This window comes from Gordonia aquimaris, from assembly GCF_026262595.1.
Classification (GTDB): domain Bacteria; phylum Actinomycetota; class Actinomycetes; order Mycobacteriales; family Mycobacteriaceae; genus Gordonia; species Gordonia tangerina.
Genome location: NZ_JAPKFM010000035.1, coordinates 26,305 through 46,403, shown reverse-complemented (window position 1 = coordinate 46,403; position 20,099 = coordinate 26,305). Strand labels below are relative to the sequence as shown.

At 68.0% G+C, this 20,099-nt stretch carries 21 protein-coding genes; 13 read left to right on the top strand and 8 right to left on the bottom strand.

Annotated features, from left to right (window positions below):
• Window positions 1-611: 611 nt before the first annotated feature.
• A complete protein-coding gene (locus tag OSB52_RS22840) occupies window positions 612-1,136 on the bottom strand; it encodes a peptidase (protein ID WP_235725684.1) in 525 nt (174 codons plus the stop codon).
• A 270-nt stretch (window positions 1,137-1,406) separates the two neighbouring features.
• On the opposite strand from OSB52_RS22840, the gene OSB52_RS22835 reads away from it, so the two are divergent.
• Window positions 1,407-3,467 (top strand): ABC transporter ATP-binding protein, encoded by a 2,061-nt coding sequence (locus OSB52_RS22835; protein ID WP_266063645.1) that lies wholly within the window; start codon window positions 1,407-1,409, stop codon window positions 3,465-3,467.
• Window positions 3,464-4,213 carry an energy-coupling factor transporter transmembrane component T family protein gene (locus OSB52_RS22830; protein WP_266063644.1) on the top strand — a complete coding sequence of 250 codons (750 nt, stop codon included), beginning with the start codon at window positions 3,464-3,466 and terminating at the stop codon, window positions 4,211-4,213. The genes OSB52_RS22835 and OSB52_RS22830 overlap by 4 nt, the downstream gene beginning before the upstream one ends.
• Window positions 4,214-4,295: 82 nt before the next feature.
• On the opposite strand, the gene OSB52_RS22825 is transcribed toward OSB52_RS22830, so the two are convergent.
• On the bottom strand, window positions 4,296-4,925 hold the full coding sequence (locus OSB52_RS22825) for a superoxide dismutase (RefSeq protein WP_235725690.1): 630 nt from the start codon (window positions 4,923-4,925) through the stop codon (window positions 4,296-4,298).
• 194 nt (window positions 4,926-5,119) lie between these two features.
• Window positions 5,120-5,272 (bottom strand): hypothetical protein, encoded by a 153-nt coding sequence (locus OSB52_RS22820; protein ID WP_235725692.1) that lies wholly within the window; start codon window positions 5,270-5,272, stop codon window positions 5,120-5,122.
• Window positions 5,273-5,403: 131 nt separating this feature from the next.
• Between OSB52_RS22820 and msrA the strand changes: the two genes are divergently transcribed.
• Both msrA and OSB52_RS22810 read left to right on the top strand, forming a co-directional pair.
• Entirely contained in the window at window positions 5,404-6,120 is a 717-nt protein-coding gene (gene msrA / locus OSB52_RS22815; protein WP_235725698.1) for a peptide-methionine (S)-S-oxide reductase MsrA, read from the top strand.
• 4 nt (window positions 6,121-6,124) lie between these two features.
• Complete coding sequence (locus OSB52_RS22810) at window positions 6,125-7,195, top strand: winged helix DNA-binding domain-containing protein (RefSeq protein WP_266063643.1); 1,071 nt, start codon at window positions 6,125-6,127, stop codon at window positions 7,193-7,195.
• A gap of 7 nt (window positions 7,196-7,202) precedes the next feature.
• Here the strand turns inward: OSB52_RS22810 and OSB52_RS22805 are convergent, their stop codons facing one another.
• Window positions 7,203-7,955, bottom strand: coding sequence for a VOC family protein (locus tag OSB52_RS22805; protein WP_235725702.1), 753 nt, complete (start codon window positions 7,953-7,955; stop codon window positions 7,203-7,205).
• A 53-nt stretch (window positions 7,956-8,008) separates the two neighbouring features.
• Here OSB52_RS22805 and OSB52_RS22800 point away from each other — a divergent pair, with 53 nt between their 5' ends.
• The 5 genes from OSB52_RS22800 to OSB52_RS22780 all read left to right on the top strand — a co-directional run bounded on the left by OSB52_RS22800 (window position 8,009) and on the right by OSB52_RS22780 (window position 12,450).
• Entirely contained in the window at window positions 8,009-8,857 is an 849-nt protein-coding gene (locus OSB52_RS22800) for a S49 family peptidase (protein WP_235725703.1), read from the top strand.
• A gap of 442 nt (window positions 8,858-9,299) precedes the next feature.
• A complete protein-coding gene (locus OSB52_RS22795) occupies window positions 9,300-9,635 on the top strand; it encodes a rhodanese-like domain-containing protein (RefSeq protein ID WP_235725737.1) in 336 nt (111 codons plus the stop codon).
• Between the two features lie 215 nt (window positions 9,636-9,850).
• The gene (locus tag OSB52_RS22790; protein WP_266063642.1) at window positions 9,851-10,678 is read left to right on the top strand and encodes a DUF4328 domain-containing protein; all 828 of its coding nucleotides are present in this window, start codon (window positions 9,851-9,853) and stop codon (window positions 10,676-10,678) included.
• Window positions 10,675-11,466: a glycerophosphodiester phosphodiesterase gene (locus OSB52_RS22785; protein WP_235725705.1), complete on the top strand. Its 792-nt coding sequence runs from the start codon at window positions 10,675-10,677 to the stop codon at window positions 11,464-11,466. Before OSB52_RS22790 ends, OSB52_RS22785 begins: the two co-directional genes overlap by 4 nt.
• A gap of 63 nt (window positions 11,467-11,529) precedes the next feature.
• Window positions 11,530-12,450, top strand: a complete 921-nt coding sequence (locus tag OSB52_RS22780; RefSeq protein ID WP_266063641.1) for a DUF5926 family protein — start codon at window positions 11,530-11,532, stop codon at window positions 12,448-12,450.
• Between the two features lie 13 nt (window positions 12,451-12,463).
• Here OSB52_RS22780 and OSB52_RS22775 read toward each other — a convergent pair whose 3' ends face one another.
• Window positions 12,464-13,009, bottom strand: a complete 546-nt coding sequence (locus OSB52_RS22775; protein WP_266063640.1) for a ferritin — start codon at window positions 13,007-13,009, stop codon at window positions 12,464-12,466.
• Window positions 13,010-13,099: 90 nt separating this feature from the next.
• The gene (locus OSB52_RS22770) at window positions 13,100-14,572 is read right to left on the bottom strand and encodes an LCP family protein (protein WP_308203688.1); all 1,473 of its coding nucleotides are present in this window, start codon (window positions 14,570-14,572) and stop codon (window positions 13,100-13,102) included.
• A 164-nt stretch (window positions 14,573-14,736) separates the two neighbouring features.
• On the opposite strand from OSB52_RS22770, the gene OSB52_RS22765 reads away from it, so the two are divergent.
• Together OSB52_RS22765 and OSB52_RS22760 are read left to right on the top strand one after the other, a co-directional pair.
• Complete coding sequence (locus tag OSB52_RS22765) at window positions 14,737-15,651, top strand: AurF N-oxygenase family protein (RefSeq protein WP_266063639.1); 915 nt, start codon at window positions 14,737-14,739, stop codon at window positions 15,649-15,651.
• Window positions 15,648-16,331 carry a DUF4873 domain-containing protein gene (locus OSB52_RS22760; RefSeq protein WP_266063638.1) on the top strand — a complete coding sequence of 228 codons (684 nt, stop codon included), beginning with the start codon at window positions 15,648-15,650 and terminating at the stop codon, window positions 16,329-16,331. The genes OSB52_RS22765 and OSB52_RS22760 overlap by 4 nt, the downstream gene beginning before the upstream one ends.
• Window positions 16,332-16,341: 10 nt before the next feature.
• Here OSB52_RS22760 and OSB52_RS22755 read toward each other — a convergent pair whose 3' ends face one another.
• Window positions 16,342-17,148, bottom strand: coding sequence for a CPBP family intramembrane glutamic endopeptidase (locus OSB52_RS22755; protein WP_235725715.1), 807 nt, complete (start codon window positions 17,146-17,148; stop codon window positions 16,342-16,344).
• Window positions 17,149-17,181: 33 nt separating this feature from the next.
• Window positions 17,182-17,937, bottom strand: coding sequence for a DUF2470 domain-containing protein (locus OSB52_RS22750; RefSeq protein WP_266063637.1), 756 nt, complete (start codon window positions 17,935-17,937; stop codon window positions 17,182-17,184).
• A gap of 141 nt (window positions 17,938-18,078) precedes the next feature.
• Between OSB52_RS22750 and pheA the strand changes: the two genes are divergently transcribed.
• Together pheA and OSB52_RS22740 are read left to right on the top strand one after the other, a co-directional pair.
• On the top strand, window positions 18,079-19,029 hold the full coding sequence (gene pheA / locus OSB52_RS22745) for a prephenate dehydratase (protein WP_266063636.1): 951 nt from the start codon (window positions 18,079-18,081) through the stop codon (window positions 19,027-19,029).
• Window positions 19,029-19,703, top strand: a complete 675-nt coding sequence (locus OSB52_RS22740) for a histidine phosphatase family protein (RefSeq protein ID WP_235725724.1) — start codon at window positions 19,029-19,031, stop codon at window positions 19,701-19,703. The genes pheA and OSB52_RS22740 overlap by 1 nt, the downstream gene beginning before the upstream one ends.
• The last annotated feature ends 396 nt before the right edge of the window (window positions 19,704-20,099 follow it).

Below are 20,099 nucleotides of genomic sequence, written 5' to 3'. Positions count from 1 at the left end.
GTGAGTTCTCCGTCAGACTTCAAGAGGGGCCTCTCCCGTGAGTGAGTTCGATACGACTAGGCATCGCTATCGAAGCCACGGGAGAGACCCGCTCAGCGCAGACGCGCCGTCGGATGAGACAGGTGTGGGCAAAATCGTGTCCGCCGACGGGCAGCTTCGTGACCGCGAGTGGGCAGTCCTTATTGGCCGTCAGCGGGCACTTTCGTGACCGCCCATGGGCAGTTTTTCATGTCCGCTGACAAACGATGATTATCGGCTAAAAGACTGGCTATATAGAGGTATGCCGGTATGACGGTCCAAGTGTTGTGAGCGCTGAACGACAACGCCGCGCAACAGAGCCCTTTCAGCATCTACTAGTCCACCGGTAGTCGATTGCGAGCCATCCGAAGTCTCGGTAGGGGTAGGCCATCTGCCGATCCTGACACGGCCCGAGTCCTCTCATTCTGAACCTTGCCTCGGCGCGCACCCAGCTGTTCGTTTTGTACGGGGGGACGTAGCCGGCCGGCGGGACCGGGCCGGGCGATGACCCCATGTGTACGCAGACGTCGAGTTCTCGTGCCGAACTCAGGAAACGAACTCGCGACGCACGACTCCAGATCTCGACGATCTCGTCAGGCCGCCAGCAACATCGCCAGTACCGCGGTGTCGGGGTCGGCGTTGGGGTCGATCCCGACCTGGTTGCGCAGATTCACCACCGTGCCGTCGGCCTCGGCCTCGGCCCAGCCGGCGCGGTGTTCGAGACCGAGCTCGGGCAGGCCGGGCAGCAGCACGCATCCGGAGGCGACGTCGGCGCACTCGGGCAACGACGGTCGGGTCTGCGACGGCGGGTGCAGCATCACCAGCGCCGGCGGATTGGTGAGGAAGCGGCCCGCCTCCACGAAGCTGTCGTCGACGACATTGCCCACCGCGACCATCATCCCGACCGCGTCGGCGTCGGCATCGTCGGGACGCTCTTCGACGACCCCGAAGATGGTGGTGGTGGGCAGGAAGCCGGGCCGGCACGCGATTCGGACGGAGGCCACCAGCGTCTGCGTCCATTCGAGCGTCGACTCGGGCCACCGACCCGAGATCAGGATGCCGTTGAGTTCCCCTTCGAAGTGGAACGGCGTCAGGCCGATGGGTATGGAAGTCGTCATCACTGATCTCCCTCTGCCACAGGGTTCTTACTCCCGGACGAGGACCCGGATCGAAAATCGGATCCTGTGGAAGAAGAATCCACCTCGACGCCGGTGCTGACAACTCGAACACGGTTGTTGTGACGGTTCTTTTACACGACGTAACCCGGGTGTGGACGCTCGGACGTCACCGGCCGAGCCTCTTCAGTGTGATGAGGCGGACACACGGCGGGACCGTCGGACCCACCAGGCACACTGGATGAGGTGAGTAAGTCTGTTCCGCTGCGCCCGATGGAGATGGCGTCAATCGCGATCTTCGGTGGCCTGACGGTCGCGGCGATCGTCGTCGCCGCTGTGGTGCCGCTGGCGACGGCGGTCGGGTTGTTGGCGCCCGTCCCGCTGGCCCTGGTCGCTGCGCGCACCCGGCCGCGGGCGTTGATCGCGGCGTCGGTGGCCGCCACCGGGGTCAGTTTCGCGATGGCAGGCACCGGGGCGGCGGCCACGGTGCTTGGGTCGGCGCTGGTCGGCGGCATCGTCGGCGACACCAAACGGCGTGGCCGGGGCATCGGCACCCTCGCGCTCGCCGGCCTCGTCGCGGCCCCGGTGATCGGCGGGATCTCGGTGCTGCTGCTGCTCATCCTGGTGCCGTTGCGCACGCTGGCGCTGGAGGCCCTCGGCAATACCGTCGGCGGCCTGGTGAAACTGCTCAACCAGGTTCCGGGGCTCACCGGACTGGCCGACACCGTCGACTCGCTCGGCACCAGCATGGTCGATCACTGGTGGGTGTGGATGTGGGTGTCCGGCGCGTTGGGGACCGTGGTGTCGCTGGCGGTGGCCTGGTGGTTGCTCGGCGGGGTCATCGCGAGGCTCGCCGACATCCCGAGCGAGGACACCCTGGACGCGGGCACCGCGGATCGCGAATCGGCGCAGGTGGGCCCGCTGCCCCTGCACCTGACCGATGTCGGGTTCCGCTACCGGCCGGACGGTCCGGTGGTGCTCGACGCCGTCGACGTATCGGTGGGCAGCGGTGAGTTCGTCGCCGTGGTCGGCGCGAACGGGTCGGGCAAGTCCACCCTGGCCAAGATCTTCGCCGGCCGGGCGCCGACGACGGGCTCGGTGACGCGGCCCGGCGCCGCCGGTCTCGGACGCCACGGCGGCACGGCGATGGTCCTGCAGCGACCAGAGACCCAGATGCTCGGCTCGCGGGTGGCCGACGACGTGGTCTGGGGTCTGCCCTTCGGCGCCGAGGTGGACGTGGAGGCACTGCTCGGCGAGGTCGGCCTGTCCGGTTTGGGGGATCGCGAGACGTCGGATCTGTCCGGCGGTCAGCAGCAACGGCTGGCCATCGCTGCCGCCCTGGCGCGTGACCCGGATCTGCTGGTGGCCGACGAGGTGACCTCGATGGTCGACCCGACCGGACGTGACGAGCTGTTGGCGCTGCTCGCCGATCTGCCGCGCCGGCGCGGCATGACCGTCGTGCTGATCACCCATCGGGGTGCCGAGGCCGCCGCCGCCGACCGCATCATCCACTTGCACAACGGTCGGGTGATCCCGCATCCGCCGCACTGGGTGCCGCGCCCCGGCATGGTCGAGGAACCGGCCCGGCCGACGCCGGTGGCGCAGGCCGGCGGGTTCGGTCCGCGGCCGGCGCAGCCGCTGCTGATGCTGCAGGGGGTCGGGCACACCTATCTCGCCGGTTCGCCGTGGGCGGTGCGCGCGCTGCACGACGTGTCGATCACCGTGCATCGCGGCGACGGGCTGCTCATCGTCGGCGGAAACGGCTCGGGCAAGACCACCCTGGCGTGGGTGATGGCCGGACTGATCGCGCCGTCGGAGGGCACCGCGACCCTCGACGGCGCGCCGAGTACCGACAAGGTCGGGGAGGTCGCACTGGCGTTCCAGCACGCCCGGCTGCAGTTGCAGAAGCAGACCGTCGGCGACGAGATCATGGCCGCCGGCGGAATCGAGGTCGGCAGCGCGGAGGTCGCCCGGGTACTCGAGGCGGTGGGCTTGCCGCGTGAGATGGCCGCGCGCCGAACCGATTCCCTCAGCGGCGGCCAGATGCGTCGGGTGGTGCTCGCCGGGCTCATCGCGCGGCGACCCAAGGTGTTGATCCTCGACGAACCGCTCGCCGGGGTGGACCCGTATGCCCGTGCCGAGATCGTCGAGATGCTCGGACGGCTGCGTGCCGAGGGGATGACGATCGTGATCATCTCGCACGATCTGTCCGATCTCGACGCGGTGGTCAGTCGGCGGGTTCGGCTCACCGACGGCACGTTGACAGTGGTCGACGCCCCGGGGATCTCCGGGCAGCAGTCGTTTCAGCGTGCAACCGGGGAGGCTGCCGAATGAGTGTGCGTACGATCCCGCTGCGCCAGGTGCCCGGCGACTCCATGGTTCATCGTCTGTGGGCGGGCACGAAACTCATCGTCGTGCTGCTGCTCAGTGTGATGACGTGGGTGCTGCCGTCGTGGCCGTCGCTGGGCATGGTGGCGGCGTTCGTGGTGATCACCGCGATTGCCGCCGGCATCCCGTTGGGTGCCATCCCGCGGCCGCCCTGGTGGTTCTGGGGTCTGATCATCGCCGGCGGCCTGCTCAACGTGATGTTCGGTCCAGCGGCGCTAATCGTGTACCTGCGGGCGGTCACCCTCGGGTTGGTGCTGGTGGCGAGTTCGATCCTGGTGATCTGGACGACGCCGATGGCCGACATCGCCCCGGCGATCGCGACCCTGATGCGGCCATTGCGTATCTTCCGGCTGCCGGTCGACGAGTGGGCTGTCGCCATAGCCCTGTGTCTGCGGGGGATGCCGATGCTGATCGACGAACTGCGGATGTTGCGGGCAGCACATCGGCTGCGGCCGTCGGCGCCGCCCCGCAGCGGCCATCCGGCGGCGGAGATGGGTGTGCTCGACATGATCACTGCCGCGATGTCGAGTGCGTTGCGGCGCAGTTCGGAGATGGCCGAGGCCATCACCGCGCGTGGCGGTACCGGCCGGCTGGCGGCTTACCCGTCGCGGCCGGGTCGCACCGATGCGGTGGTGCTGACGGTGGTGGGCGTTGCGTGTGCCGCGGCGATCACGGTAACGATCCTGCTCTGAGCAGGCCCCCCCGTACAGACAATCGCCGCCCGGCTCGGAGATCCGAACCGGGCGGCGCTGCACATCTGCTGCCGACGGGGCGTCAGGCCGGGACGATGAGTCCCTTGCCCTGGCTGCTCGCGGTGGCGTAGCGCTCCGCGGCGTCGGCCCAGTTGACGACGTTCCACCAGGCCTTGACGTAGTCGGGCTTCACGTTCTGGTAGTCGAGGTAGAAGGCGTGCTCCCACATGTCGAGCATGACGACCGGAATGATGGCCGCGGGGATGTTGCCGCTCTGGTCGGTGAGCTGCAGGATCACCAGCTTGCCGCCGATGGTGTCGTAACCCAGGATCGCCCAGCCACTGCCCTGCAGCGTGGTGGCGGCGGCGGTGAAGTGTGCCTGGAACTTGTCGAAGCTGCCGAACTGATCGTCGATCGCGGCGGCCAGATCACCCTCGGGCTTGTCGCCTCCGTTGGGCGACAGGTTCTTCCAGAAGATGGAGTGGTTGGTGTGGCCACCGAGATGGAAAGCGAGCGTCGACGACAGGCCGTACACCTTGTCGGCGATGGTGCCGTCCTCGCGGGCCGCGGCCAGCTTCTCCAGAGTGGTGTTGGCGCCCTTGACGTAAGTGGCGTGGTGCTTGTCGTGATGGAGCTCCATGATCCTGCCGGAGATATGCGGCTCGAGCGCCGCATAGTCGTAAGGGAGATCCGGCAAGGTGTATTCAGCCACGATAATCCTCTCTGAGGTGCTGCTCGTTTGTCACTGCGCGCGTGGATCACAGGCATCGGACAACGGAGCCCGATGTCGGGTAGCGCGAGTACTTCCACCCTTACCCACCACATGGGCGATTGCAAACACTGCGGCACAATCTACTTCAAGTGTGGTTGAAGTCTGCGGGCCGAGAATCGGCCCGGAAAAGTAGCTCAGAGCAGCATCAACAGGACGAGGAGGGCAACCAGTGCGAGGGTGCTCGCGGCCGTCCCGACGCACGCCGACCGGACGTCATAGGTGGCGCGCGGGGTGCTCGGCCGAGAGCCGAGGGCCCGCCGGAGTTCAGAACTCGCGTGCGTTGCCATGAACACCCTTCGTCGTCGCTGATCCCAGCCGGAGTGACCATGATCACAACCCCGACGTGGGGGACATGATAGGCAGACCTTGCGAAATCCATCAACCCGTGGCGGCGCCGGCGACGCGTAGGATCGGACGCATGTCATGGCTTGACCAGCTTCTTTCCTCGCGATCACACAAACGGGAAATGATCTCGCCCGAACGGGCGCTGCCGGGTCGCGCCGAGGGAATCCCGGTCGCCGATGAGCATCTGCTCCTGCACCACCCGCTCCGGGGTGCGATCGACCCGGAATTCCCCGACGGCGATCTCGGCATCGGGGACTTCGGCCGAGGTCTGTCGGCGGTGATTCTGGCCGGTGGGTGTTTCTGGGGGATCGAAGAGATCTATTGGCAGCTGCCCGGCGTGTACACCACTGCCGTCGGCTACGCAGGCGGGTACACGCCGAATCCGACCTACAACGAGGTATGTAGCGCACGCACCGGACACACCGAATCGGTGCTCGTGGTGTTCGATCCCGAGGTGATCGACCTCGAAGGCGTCCTGAAGGTCTTCTGGGAGAGCCACGATCCCACCCAGGAGATGCGGCAGGGCAACGATGTGGGGACGCAGTACCGGTCGGCGATCTACACCCTGACCGACGCCGACGCTCGGCTAGCCGCGCAGAGCGCGGAGAAGTTCGAGACCGTGCTGAGGCAGGCGGGGCTCGGGCCCATCGCCACCGAGATCAGCCCGCTCGCCGACGCCGGGGACGGCCGCTTCTACTACGCCGAGGACTACCACCAGCAGTACCTCGCGAAGAACCCGCACGGCTACCGCTGCCACGCCGCCACCGGCCTGCGTTATCCCGCCGCCTGAGCAGGTGGCCGAGAAGATCACCACCGGTCAGTGGAACCGGACGCTGCTACATCGCCAGCACCTGCTGGAGCGAGTCGCCGAGGACGCCATCGAGGTGCTCGACCGGTGCGTGGGCCTGCAGGCGCAGGACCCGCGTGCGCCGTTCTTCGGACTGGCCTCGCGCATCGCCGATTTCGACCCGTCCGAACTCGACGATCTGCTCACCGACCGCGAAGTCGTTCGGATGGCGATGTTGCGGTCCACGGTCTTCCTGATGGATGCCGAGGACGCCCGTTGGGTACGACCGCTCGCGCAGCCGGCGCTCGACGCGGAACTGGCCATACATGCGCGCAAGCTGAACGGGGTGCGGCCCGCGGATGTCGTGACCGATGCCGCCGAGTTGCTGGCGGGCGGGTCGTTGTCGGGTACCGAACTCGGCCGTGCGCTGCAGGAACGTCATCCCGACGCGCCGGCGTCGACTCTCGTTGCGGTGGCGCGGTGCGCCCTTCCGCTGGTCCAGGTACCACCGCGTGGGTTGTGGCGGGGGTCGGCCGCACCGACGTATCGGCTGTTCGACGACTGGGTCGGCTCGGGGGAGCCGGCGGTTACCGGCGATGAGGCGCGCCGTGATCTGATCCGGTTATATCTGCGCGGCTTCGGCCCAGCCACCGTTGCGGGCATCCAGAGCTGGTGTGGGTTGACCAGGCTCACGCCGTTGGTCGAGGAGATGGAGGCCGATTGGGAACTCGTGGAGCGCATCGGGCCCGACGGTGAGCGGTTGTTCGACCTGGAGGGTCTCGACATCGTCGACGCCGATCGGCCGGCGCCGATCAGGCTGCTGGCGCCGTATGACAATGTGCTTGTCGCGCAGGCCGACCGGCGGCGGATCGCTGAGAAGGAGCGATTCGGCCGGCTGCGCACTCCCAACGGACGATCGCCAGGGTTCGTGCTGGTCGACGGATGGCTGGCCGGGTCCTGGCGCATCGCCGACGGGCGCGTCCACCTGGAGGTGATGATCGAGCTGTCGTCATCGCAGCGTGACGATCTGGAAACCGAAGTTCAACTGCTGCAACAATTCCTCGACGGAAACGGTTGAGGCCGGATCAGTCCCCGGTGCGTGGGTTGCGGTTGGTGATGCAGTATCGGCGGCCCACGGGGTCGCGCATCACTGTCCACTGCTCGAGGCGTTCGACGACCTCGGCGCCCCAGTCCTCATGTCGCGCCACCTCGTCCTCGACGGCATTGGCTGCCAGGTCCAGATGGCCCGACGCGGTCTGGGAGGGATCGTCGGGACCGTTGCGTTGCAACAGGATTCCGATCGCGAGGGCGGGGTCGCGGGACAGGCGTACCAGCTCGGGGCGGCTGGTGGGCGTCGTCGGACGGCCGGTGATCGCAGACCAGAACTCGATTTCGCGGTCCCACGCGCCGTGCGGCACGTCGATGCATACCTGATCGATGATGCTGATCGTGTCGCCGGGCCACCGGATGGGTCGCGAACGTACTGATTCCCCCTGCCACGCGACCAGGCAGAAGACAAATCCGGCCGGTGACGTCAGCGACACCCACCCGGTGTCGAGGCTGCTGCGAAGGATGTTGGCGCCCAGCCGGATCGCTTCATCGGTTGCCGCGCCCAGATCGTCGACGTGCAGGTCGAGGTGAATGCCGCCCGGCCCCTCGTCGATGCGCTGGACCCGCAGATGCGGATCCCCGTTGAACGGTTCGAGCGAAGCGAACTCGCGGTGCTCGCCCCGAGGCGGTGACACGGTACTGCCGGCGATCGCCCGCCAAAACGTCACCTCGGCGCCGAACTGGTCGGACGGGAAATCCAAGAACGCCGTAAGCCATCGGATTCGCACGCCGAAAGTCTAGGGCCGTCGAGCGCGCGGGGCCGCGCATTACACTCGGCCGCATGACCGGTGGACCCTTCAGATCGATCGCCAAGCGTGTGGCGCGTTCTCGCGCGGACCGGGTTGCCGTCGTCCGGCTCGACGGCCCGATCGGGCCGACCGGCGTGGGACGTCACGGGATCAGCACCGACGGCGTCGAGCCCATCCTCAAGCGGGCGTTCGGCACCGAGCACGTCAAGGCTGTCGTCATCGTGATCAACTCACCCGGCGGATCGCCCGCGCAGTCGGAGTACATCGCCGAACGCATCCGGCAACTGTCGGCGGAGAAGGGCGTGCCGGTACTCGCCTTCTGCGAGGACGTCGCGGCGTCGGGCGGATACTGGATCGCCTGCGCCGCCGACGAGATCTTTGCCGCTCACACCTCCATGATCGGGTCGATAGGGGTGGTCTCCTCGGGTTTCGGCCTGTCCGATGTGCTCTCCCGGTTCGGTGTCCAACGTCGGCTCTACACGGCGGGTGACAACAAGGCCCGCCTCGACACCTTCTCGCCGGAGCGGCCCGAGGACGTCGAGTGGCTGCGCGGTCTGCAGGGCGAGTTGCACGAGGCGTTCATCAGCTGGGTGCGGCAGCGGAGGGGCAAGAAGCTGAACGCGCCCGACGCGGAGTTGTTCAGTGGTGACCTGTGGGTGGGTGGCCGCGCGGTCGAAGTGGGCTTGGTCGACGCGATCGGCGTCATGCGGTCGGTGATCGCCGAGCGCTACCCGGATGCGGAGATCACTGTGATCGACGCACCCAAGCCGCTGCTCGCGCGGCTCCTCGGCGGGCAGGTGAGCGTGCAGAACGTTGTACAGAACGCGGTGACCGGTGCCCTCGAAGTGCTCGATCGGCCCATCAGAACCGAACTTCGCTGACTTGCGCAGAAAGGCCGGTTCGGCCGCCTCGTTGAGCAGTTGTGCACCGTTCTCCCCAAGTTATCCACAGGATGGCGCACGTTGGGGAAGATTCTTCGGGTGTGACCCAGCTCTGCACTTTGGTGAAGAGTGTGTAACACTGAGCAACCATTTCAGTGACGACTATCACACCACATGTGAAAGCGGTCACAGCGGAGGCGGAGGTCGGGCCGGGTTTCTCCACAATTTCCACAGTCTCATCCACAGGTTGATGGTCGCCGATGCACACTTCCGATCGGTTTGGCAAAGCGGCATGTGGATAGATATATGCAGGTCGTCATAGTCCGTTGTGCGGCGTCCGGCCCGTGTCAATCCGAGTCATGCGCGTCGAAGTTGTGCACAGGCGTTCCGGGCATGATCCGCGCCCGTGACCGGACGGCTGTGCCACCATGGTTCCGTGAGTATGGGCGACATCCGACAGGTGGCGGTGACCGAGCTCCCGAACGATTTCACCGACGACACCGACCGCGTGCTGCTCGACGTGCGCGAGCCCGACGAGTGGGCGTCCGGGCATGTCCGGGGAGCGCTGCACATCCCCCTCGGTGACGTTCCCGCGCGACTGGGTGAGATCGACCTCGACGCCGAGTTGCTCGTCGTGTGTCACTCCAGCGGGCGGTCGATGCGTGTGCTGCAGTACCTGGGCCAGATGGGCTACGAGGGCAGCTGTGTCCGCGGCGGCATGCTCGCGTGGGTCGAGAACGGCAAGCCCGTCGAGACCGGGAGTGCCGGCTCGCAATGATCGACCTCTGCCCGCGGTGCCGTATCCAGGCGCCCCACCGCCCCGGACGCGAGCGCTGCCCCCGATGTGGTGGTCCGCTCCGTGTGCTCGACTCGGATCTGCTCGGGTCTCCGCGGCAGGCGGCACCACCAGCCCCGGCAGCACCGCCGTCACGGCCGGCGCCGGTAAGCGGTCCGCGCAGTGGCCGGCTCTACCGGAGCCGACACGTCCGGTGGGTGGCCCGACGCCCACCCGAGGCGATTCCGACGATTCGCCGACCGGAATTCGTCGCGCGGCCCCGCTACATCCCGCGCTACGTCTACATCCCGCAATGGGGACTCAAGGACGGGGGACTCACGGACGGGGGACTCACAGACGGGGGCCTGGGCAACGCGACCGGCGGGCGGGCTGCCGCCTCGCGTGGTGGCGCACTGTCCGATGCCCTGACCCGTGCGCTGTACGTCCTGGCTGCCGCGCTCGGGCTGGCCGCAGTCGCGCATCTGCTGCGTTACGTCTTGCTGATCATCAACCGGTCCACGCCGGTCCCGGCGTGGACGGATCTGGTCACCTCCACCCTGGTCATCTTCGGTGGCCTGCTCGCACTCGGCTGCTTCGTGTACACGACCGTCGTCTTCGCGCGATGGGTGATGGCCATGCGTACCGAGGCCTACCGCTGCGTTGATCGTCGCGATCCACGGCCACGGTGGCAGATCGTGCTCCTGGCGGTGGTGCCGCTGGTGAACGTGCTGGGCGTGGCCGTGCTGCTGCACGAGGCCGCCGACGTCCGGACCGACCTCGACCGCGACCGCACCCGACGCCGCCTGACCCGCATGTGGGTCGCGTGGGCGATCGTGAACGCGCTGGCGGTGGCTGCGATCGTGACCCGGGTGGTCGCGACCTGGTCGGGATCGATCCAGACCGGTGCCAACGGCTTGGTGGCGGTCACTGTGTCCGCCGCGTGTTCGGCGGTCTTCGCGCGATGGCTGGCCGACCGGCTCGAGGTCACTTTTGCCACCTCACAGCAGGACCCGGTTCCGGCGCGCCGATGGGTGATGGCCGCATGACGGGCGCCGAGCAGGTGTCCCGGTCGGGGAAGCCGGCCGTCGTCGCCCATCGCGGAGCCTCGGCCGACCTGCCCGAGCACACCCTGGCCGCCTATGAACGCGCGCTTGCCGAGGGCGCCGACGGCCTCGAGTGCGACGTCCGGCTCACCAGCGACCACGAACTCGTCTGCGTGCACGACCGAACCGTCGACCGAACCTCCGACGGGGTGGGCGCGGTCAGCGAGATGTCGCTGGCCCAACTGCGCGAACTCGACTTCGGCAGTTGGCACCCGGCCGCAGAACCGGCGTCCGTGCTGACGCTGCGGGAGCTGATCACCCTCACCCTCGACTGGCGCCGGCCGGTCCGGCTGTTCATCGAGACCAAACACCCGGTGCGCTACGGCAGCCTCGTCGAACAAAAGCTCCTCGCGATGTTGCACGAGTTCGGTGTCGCCACGCCGCCGTCGGCAGATCACAGTCGCGCCGTGGTCATCTCGTTCTCATCAGCCGGGGTCTGGCGAATCCGTCGGCATGCACCGATGCTGCCGACGATTCTGCTCGGCGACACCGCTCGGATGCTCGGCGGGAGCGCGGCGACCGCGGTGGGTGCCACCGGCATCGGGCCCTCGGTGGAGACGTTGCGGATGAATCCGGACCTCGTCGATCGTGCCGCGGCCGCCGGACGGGTCACCTACTGCTGGACCGTCGACGAGCAGCCGGATGTGCAGATGTGTGCCGACCTCGGTGTGCGGTGGGTCGCCACCAACAAACCCGCCAAGGTGCGCGACTGGCTCGTCACCGTCGACTGACCGCCCACCGCCCACCGCGCAGCCCGCGATCACCGCGCGCCCACCCCGTGAGAGGGTGGACGCATGGCGAAGAAGAGCAAACGCGGCAGTGGTCCGCGGCCGGGAAGTAATCGCGCCGAGCGGGTCGCCGCCCGCAAGGAGCGTCAGCGGGCCGCGATGGCGCCGCCGCCGCGGCCATTCGCCGGACTCGCCGCCGAATGCGACCTGGTGGCGATGCGCGCCTTCGTCGCCTCGGCCACAGTGGAACTCGGGTCCGAAGCACTGACCCAGGGAACCGATCGCAGCGTGCTGCTGGCCAGCATCCTGCCCGGTGCGGTGCGCGCGATCGTCCGCAACACCGACGATGGGCCGCAGGGTGTGGTCGCGCTGCAGACCGAGGTGGACCCCGACGACGTCGACCGGGAGATCGCCGACGCGCTGGTGTGGGCGACACAGGCGGCCCCGGACACCGACTTCGTGCCCTCCGACGAACCGCCGGCACTGACCGATGTCCTCGCGCCGCAGACCCAGCTCGACATCGTCGTGCACGACGACTTCGGGTGGTGGTTCCCGCCGGGCACCGACGTCCCGGCCGAATTCGCCGACATGCTCGAGCAGGCCAAGGATTCGATCATGCCCAGCGCGCGGCTGACCGCCAAGAGCGGGATCGGCGCACCCTGGTGGGTCGACGCCGGCGAGCGCGCCCACCTGCGCTGGGTGCGCCCCGAACCGGAGGACGAGGTGATGAACGCGCTCGCCCGGTTGCACGCCGCTGGTCGGCTCACCCTGGGCGAGGGGTCGCGGTTCGCCGGTTCGTTCCGCACCCACGGGCTACTGGTGCCGGTATTCGACCTCGACAACGAACTCCATCACGAGGAATGGGCGCCGGCGCTCGATCAGTTCGACGAATGGCTCACCGAGGCACTGGCGGTCGAAGGCGACCTGACCACCGCAGAGGTGCGCTCGCGCGACGGCATTCGCGGCCGTCAGGTCACCCTGCGCTGAGATCTCCGGGGGATCAGAGGTTCCCGCCGGCGGCCGGCGGCGGTGTCGCCGACGACGGTGCGTTCCCGTTGATCTCGCGCTGCACGAAGTTCTCCAGATCGAACAGGTTGCCCTGCGCACGATCGGCGATGGTCTGCAGGGTCGTCATCGTGGCGACCTCCTCGACCTGTTCGGCCAGGAACCACTGCATGAACTGCTCGCCGAGATAGTCGCCGCAGTCGCGCGCGGCACGGGCCAGGTCGACGATCTGTTCGGTGACCGACTTCTCCTGTGCCAGTGCGAGTTCGATGGGTTCGCGGTAGTCGGCGAAGCTGGTCCGTGGGGCCGGTGCGCCGGGGATCTGCACGTCGACGTCGCGGTCGAGGAAGTACTGCACGATCATCATCGCGTGGTTGCGTTCCTCCACGGCCTGAGCGTAGAAGTGCTTGGCCAGTTGCGGCATGTCGTGGCCGTCGTAGTAGATCGCGACCGCGATGTATTGCTGCGCGGCGGCGAATTCGTTGCCGATCTGCTCGTGCAGCAGTTTCCGGAAAACGGTGTCGTCGGTGCTCGATGTCATGGCGTCCACAGTAGGCGGCCCGAAATCCGGCGATCGGCTCAGCGCAGGCTAACTGAGTTGAGCCTCACCACATTTCACCACCGACCGGCGTCAGCCGCCGATGACCCCGGCTTGGGTGGAGAGCAGGTCTTCGGGCACCGCGGCGCCCTTGCGGATGTAGGTGAAGAACTGTTCGGTGTTGTCGCCGACGGCGAGCGAATCGCCGTCGGAGGTGTACTCACTGCCACCGGTCGGAGTGGTGGTGGTGATCGGGTCGCCGCGCAGCGACCAGGCCAGTCCGGCCAGATTCCACAGATGATCGCCGTCGTCCACGGTCACCGCATCGACCGCGGAGTTGACGAAGGGGATGAGCCGGAAGGGATTCAGCAGGACCGAGGGACTGGTTGCCTTCGCCATCAGGGCGCTGAGGAACTTACGCTGATTCTCGATGCGCTCGAGGTCGGCGTTGGGGAAGGCGCGGGTCCGGACCAGGCCGAGTGCCTGCTGACCGTTGAGATCCTGGCAACCGGCGGGCAGGTTCAAACCCGCTTTGGGGTCGTTGAGTGTCTGATCGAGGCAGATGTTGACCCCACCCACCGCGTCGACCACCTGGTCGAATCCGCCGAAACCGATCTCGGCGTAGTGATCGATGCGCGCACCGGTCAGCTGTTCGACGGTCTGTACCAGCAACTGTGGTCCGCCGAAGTTGAACGCGGCGTTGATCTTGTGCGAGCCCTGTCCGGGGATCGGCACGTACAGATCACGCGGGATGCTGATCAGCATCGCATCACCGCTCGGCGGCTTGTACACCATCATGATGGTGTCGGTGCGGGAACCGTCGCTGTCACCGGTGGACAACTCGGCGCGCTCGGCGTCGCTGAGGTCGGCTCGCGAATCGGTGCCGACGATCAACCAATTGGTGCCGGGGGTGTCGGCCGGGCGCCCGGCGTAGGCCGTCAGCGCATCGGTGCGATGCAGTTTGCTGTCGTAGTAGAAGACCAGACCCACCGACGCGACCACCAGCACCAACAGTGCCACCAGGAGCAGTCGGCCGACGCGCAGTCGTCGTCGCCGACGGCGGCGCGGCTTCGGTGCGGCGGTTCCGGAGCGGCCGCCGGGTCGTCGGGGTCCGCCGCCATCACCGCCGTGGCGCGCCGACGACCCGGCACGCGCGGGCACCGGTCGTCGCATGCGTTCTGCCGCGGGGACGGGCTCGGGCCGCTGCGTGGGCGCGTAACTCTGCCGGTTGCCGGGTGACGCCGAACCCGGCGCATCCGACCAGGCCAGCGGGGGTCGGTAGTGCGCATCGTCGGCACGTCGGTCGCGCAGGTGCGCGGTGGCCTCCGGCGGGTTGGGGGGAACCGGATTGCGACGCGGTCCGGGCGCCTGACGGGTCCGGCCGGCGTCCGGATGGGGCGGCGGTGGACGACGCGGCGAACCCTGAGGGGGAGATGCGGAAGGTGGCGGCGGGGAAGCATGTCGCGGGGGAGATGGGACGGGTCTGCGAGCGCGGTCGCCGGCGCGCGGGGCGGGTCCTGCAGGGACGTCGCGCCGTCGCATCATCGGCTGGTCGGGCTCATTCATCTCATCCAATGTACGCATCGACGCCTCGCGTTCCGGCGCGCTGCGCGACCGAGTGGAGCGGACACACAATCAATCCATCAAGCACTGTGACATTCACTATTGACACATAGCCATCCCGGATCTAGTGTCGGAGATCACAGACGATGGGGTCCAGGAGGTGTTCGATGCCAGCGACATCGCAGGTGAGGCGGCATGATGGCGCAGGGCGGGTGGCAATTGCCCAACGCCTGATCAACGGGTCGGTGAAGCGGTCGTATGAGCCGGTCGTCGAACTGGACTGGGATCGCGAACCCGAATCCGATCGCTACTTCCTCCCGCCGCGGGTGCTGACGCTGGCCGGGACCGACCTGTGGGCCGGACTGTCGGAGGAGCGGCGGATCGAGGTGTCCCGACAGGAGCTGGCCAACATCCTGTCGGTCGGCATCTGGTTCGAGAACCTGCTCAACCGCACGCTGCTCGATCGCCTGATGGCCGCGGACCCGGCGTCGGCCACCACGCATTACGCGCTGACCGAGATGGGTGACGAGTGCCGGCACATGGTCATGTTCGGTCGCGCGATCGAATGGTCGGGCGCCCGGCCCTTCCGGATGCGGTGGTGGGAGCGGGCGGTGATGACGATGCTGCCCTCCGCGCTGCGCGGCAGCCTGCTGTGGGTGGCCGCCCTCGTCGGGGAGGAGATCTTCGACGCCCTGCAGCGAGAGATGGTCGACGATCCCGAGTTGCAGCCGCTCGTGGCACGGCTGATGCAGATCCACGTCGCCGAGGAAGCGAGGCACATCGGCTTCGCCCGGGACGGCATCATGCGCCGCACACCCACTCGCGGCCGGTGGGAAACGGTCGTGGCCGCCAACGGACATGCGCTGGCGGGGGTGCTGTTCCGGCGACTGTTCACCAACCCGGCGATGTACACCCGCGCCGGGCTCGACGGCCGGGCCGCGGCGCAGATCGCGCGTGCCAACCCGCATTTCCACGAGGTGCAGATACGTGGCTTTGCCTCGCTCGCCGCGTTTCTCGACGACGCCGGGCTGATGAGCCGGCTGTCGCGATACGGGTGGCGGCGCGGCGGATTCCTGCCATGAGCAGCCATCCGACGGTGGCGGTCACCGGCACCGGACTGTCGGCGCAACGCCTTCGAGCGCGCATCCGACGTTCGTCGGTGCGGATCGACATCGTCTCCGATTCCCTCCGGGCCGGGGTGGCGGTGCACGAGCGCAGTGCGCCCGCGGGGAGCTACCTCGATCTCGTGTCGGCGGATCGCGACGGTGAGGTGTTTCTCGATGACCCACGGACTGTTGACTATGTGGCGGCGATGCTCGAGCACCTCGCCGTCGTGGGTGCGCACTCGCTCACCGTGCGTAAGCCCATCGAGAACGAGTGGGCGGCCATCGGGACGCCCCGGCGTCGCAGGTCGCGGCTGCGTCGGTTCCGTCCCGACGACTACGACTGGGTGGGTGTCGAATCCATCGAGGACGACGTCGTCGACGGCATGGCGGCGCTGTCGGTCGATGGCGACGAGCTGTCGGCGCGAGTGCGGGTGACGGGTCATCTCGACCCACTCGACGGGCGATACCACTGGGCGGGCGTGGTTTTCGGTGACGAAGTCCGACGGTGGAAGAACAACCGGGTCACCACGGTGGCCGTCGCGATGGACGGCGGCGAGCCGGTGGGTGCCCGGCTGGCCGAGGTCACCCCCGCCGGTACGGTTCGGATCGTGGGAGTGGGCGCGCCGCCGTACGCTCTCGACGCGCTGGTGGTGTGAGAGCGATCGGTCAGCCGACCCAGCTCAGATGGTCGTGCAGCAGCGCATAACCGACGAAAGCGACGATGTCCATCACCGCATGCGCCACGACGAGCGGCCACACCCGCGAGGTGACCTGGAAGAACCGCCCGAACACCAGTCCCATCACCACGTTGCCGAGTCCCGCGCCGACACCCTGGTACAGGTGGTAGCCGCCGCGTAGCACCGAACTCGCGGCGAGAGAAGCATTCTCGGATGCACCGAGTTGCCGTAGCCGGGTGATGAAGTAGGCCACCACGATGATCTCCTCGGCGGCGGCGTTGCCCACCGCGAGCAGGATCAGGATCGGCCAGCGCCACCACACCCCGTCGACCTCGCTGGGGACCAGGTGTGCGTTGACGCCCAGCGCACGAGCGATGGCCACGAGCGCCAGGCCCGGCAGCCCCACCACTGCGGCGAGTCCGACGCCGGCGGGCAGGTCGCGTCGCGTTGGCCCTCGGTCGAGGCCGGCGAGCCGCAGAAATCCACTGCGCCACAGCAGGTACACTCCCAGCCCGCCGATCGCGAACAGTCGCAGGGCGCTCATCAGCTGACGGGCGAAGTCGATCCACCCCAGGTCCGAACGTGACGGATTCAGCGCGACTGTCGTGTTGCCGATGCCGCCGGCCAGCTGTGCCTCCACCAACGACAGGGCCGCCGAGATCGCGGAGAACGCAAAGGTGAGGGCGCCGACGATGACCAGCTCGAGGATGAGTGCGCGGCGTTCGACGGGGTCGGTGACGACGGCGATCCCGGCCGGACGCGCGGGGTGCACAACCGATCTCAGCGTGGCGCGCATGATGGCCAGCGTACGGGCCGGGCGCCTCCGGTCTCAGTCCGGCAGGCTGTTCAGGAAGGGGCAACCCGCGAGCGTGCGCAACGCCTGGGAGAGTTCGTGGACATCGGAGACCGGTCGCGTGAACGGCAGTCGCACGTCGGAATCCCCGCCGCGTCCCTCGATCCGGAAGCGGATACCGAACCGGTCCAGTCCGAGTGGCCGAACGCGGCCGTCGCGCATGTCTCGCGGCAGGCGCCGCACAAGCTGTCCGACCAGGTCGGCGTGATCGGAATCCAGATGTGCGATCCAGTCGCCCTCGTACTCCCAGAACGGGTCCGGGGTCGCACCCGCGAGCTCGGCAGACGGGACCGAGGCCGCACCCGCGGAGGTGGCGATGACGGCGCTGTCGATCTGCAGCCGCAGCATCGAACTGCCGTGGCCCAGGTCGAGTAGCCCGTCGTCGGGGTGTTCGGTGGCGATCTCCACGGCCAGATCGCGTTCCAGATTCGTGGGGACGGCATGCAGGGTGCCGTTGAGCCAGACCAATGACCGAACCCGTTCGCGCAGATCGATCGGGGCGCAATCGGTGACCTCGACCATGGCGGCGATCCCGTCGGGGCAGTCACTGGCCAATGTCACCGCGTCGCCGTCGGTGGGGACCAGGACGAATGCCTGCGACTCGAACAGATGCACCACGTTCACCGGAGTCGGCTCGGCGCCCTCGACAGCGAGGGTGGCGACGCTGACCTGGCGGCATGCGGTCTGGATCAGTTCGGCGTCCGACGGACGGTCGGTGAGTGCCCGAGTCATGCGCTCCTCGCTTTCGATCGGCGGGTTTGTCCTTATTAAGGCAACCCTAACCTAAATACCTATCCGGTGTTCGTCAATCCTTTCGATGACGGGTCCGAGAACGTCGATCGGCGGTTGCGTCGGCTCGACTAGGCTCTTGTCGTGTCCGTGTTCGCCTACTTCGGTCCCTCGGGGACCTTCACCGAGATCGCCCTCGACCGGCTGCTGACCACCCGGCTGCCGCGGCAAAGCGCCCCCCGCCCGACGGGTGACGTGGAGAAGATCGCCGCCAAGAGCCCGGCCGCCACCATCGAGATGGTGCGCGCCGGGGCGGCCGATTTCGGCTGTGTCCCGATCGAGAGTTCCGTGGAGGGTGCGGTCCCGGCCACCGCCGACGCGCTCGTCCCGCCGGGGCCGGGTACCGCCGGGCGGGTGCAAGTGTTCGCCGAGGTCGTGCTCGACGTCGCGTTCACGATCGGCGCGCGATCGCCATTGGAACCGTCACAGGTGCGCACGGTGGCGGCCTATCCGGTGGCCGCGGCGCAGGTGCGCGAATCCATCGAGAAGCTTTATCCGCAGGCGCAATTCGTCACCGCGTCGTCAAATTCGGGTGCTGCCGCCGACGTTGCGGACGGCAAGGCGGACGTGGCCGTCACCACCTCGCTGGCGGCGGAGTTGTCGGGCCTGGTGGTCCTCGCCGACGCGGTGGCCGACGCCGACGACGCCTACACCCGGTTCCTGCTGATCGGCGCACCGGCCGCGCCGCCCGCGGCGACCGGCTCCGACCGGACGTCGGTGATCCTCGACCTCCCGAACGTGCCGGGCAGCCTGATGACTGCGATGGACGAATTCGCCTCGCGTGAAATCGATCTGACGCGAATCGAATCCCGTCCGCGGCGCGACGTGCCGGGTTCCTACCGCTTCTACCTCGACGCCGTCGGTCATATCGACGACGACGCGGTCGGGGAGGCGTTGCGCGCGTTGTACCGCCGTTGTGAGCGGGTGGTGTTCCTGGGCTCGTGGCCCTGTGATCGCGCCACGGGGTCCCCGCCGCCCGACACCTCCGACAGCGTCGCCTGGTTCGAGAGTCTGCGCAGCGGGGCGGTGCGCTAGTGGCGCGGCTGTATCTGGTTCGCCATGGTGAGACCACCTCCAACGTCATGCGGCGCCTCGACACCGCCCTGCCCGGCGCCGCGCTGACCGATTTCGGTGTGCGTCAAGGGGTTCGCTATGCGCTGGAGAATCCACGATCGAGTGACGTGGTGTTGGTGAGTTCGGTGGCCCGGCGTGCGCAGCAGACCGCAGAGCTGATCGGATCGGTGTGGGAGGTGGACCCCGACGTCGCCGAGGGCATCCACGAAGTCCAGGTGGGTGACCTGGAGGACCGTTCCGACGACGACGCCCACGGCGTGTTCAAGGACGTCGTCGAACGGTGGCATCGGGGGGATCTCGAAGCGCGGCTGCCCGGCGGCGAGTCACTGGCCATGGTCTATGACCGCTACCTACCGGTCATCGACGACCTGCGCGCGGGGCATCTCGAGGGGGCTGATCAACGCGATGTCGTGGTGGTCAGTCACGGCGCGGCGATCCGGTTGATCGCGGCCCGCCTGGCCGGTGTCGACCCCGGCTTCGCCGCGGAGACACACCTGCGCAACACCGGTTCCATCGAACTCGAGTTCGTCGACGGATTGTGGCGCCTGCACCGGTGGGGTGCGGTGGCCGGCCCGTTCGGTCCGCGCATCGACGAACCGCTGGTGACCGAGCCGTCCGCCGATCCGATGGGGTAGTTCTCGTCGTTGGTCCGGCGGGACTGGTCTCGATACGGCGCCTCGCCCAGGGGCTCGGTGCCTACTCGACCAGCGACTATGGGCGTCGGCAGGCCGCCAACCGCTGGTCGAGGGTCGCCAACCGCTGGCGAGGGTCGCCAACCGCTGGCGAGGGTCGCCAACCGCTGGCGAGGGTCGCCAACCGCTGGCGAGGGTCGCCAACCGCTGGTCGAGGGTCGCCAACCGCTGGCGAGGGCCACCAACCGCTGGCGACTACTCGACCAACCGCTGGTCGAGGGCGACCAACCGCTGGTCGATGGCCGCCAACCGCTGGCGAGGGTCGCCAACCGCTGGTCGAGGGCCGCCAACCGCTGGCGAGGGCCACCAATCGCTGGCGACTACTCGACCAACCGCTGG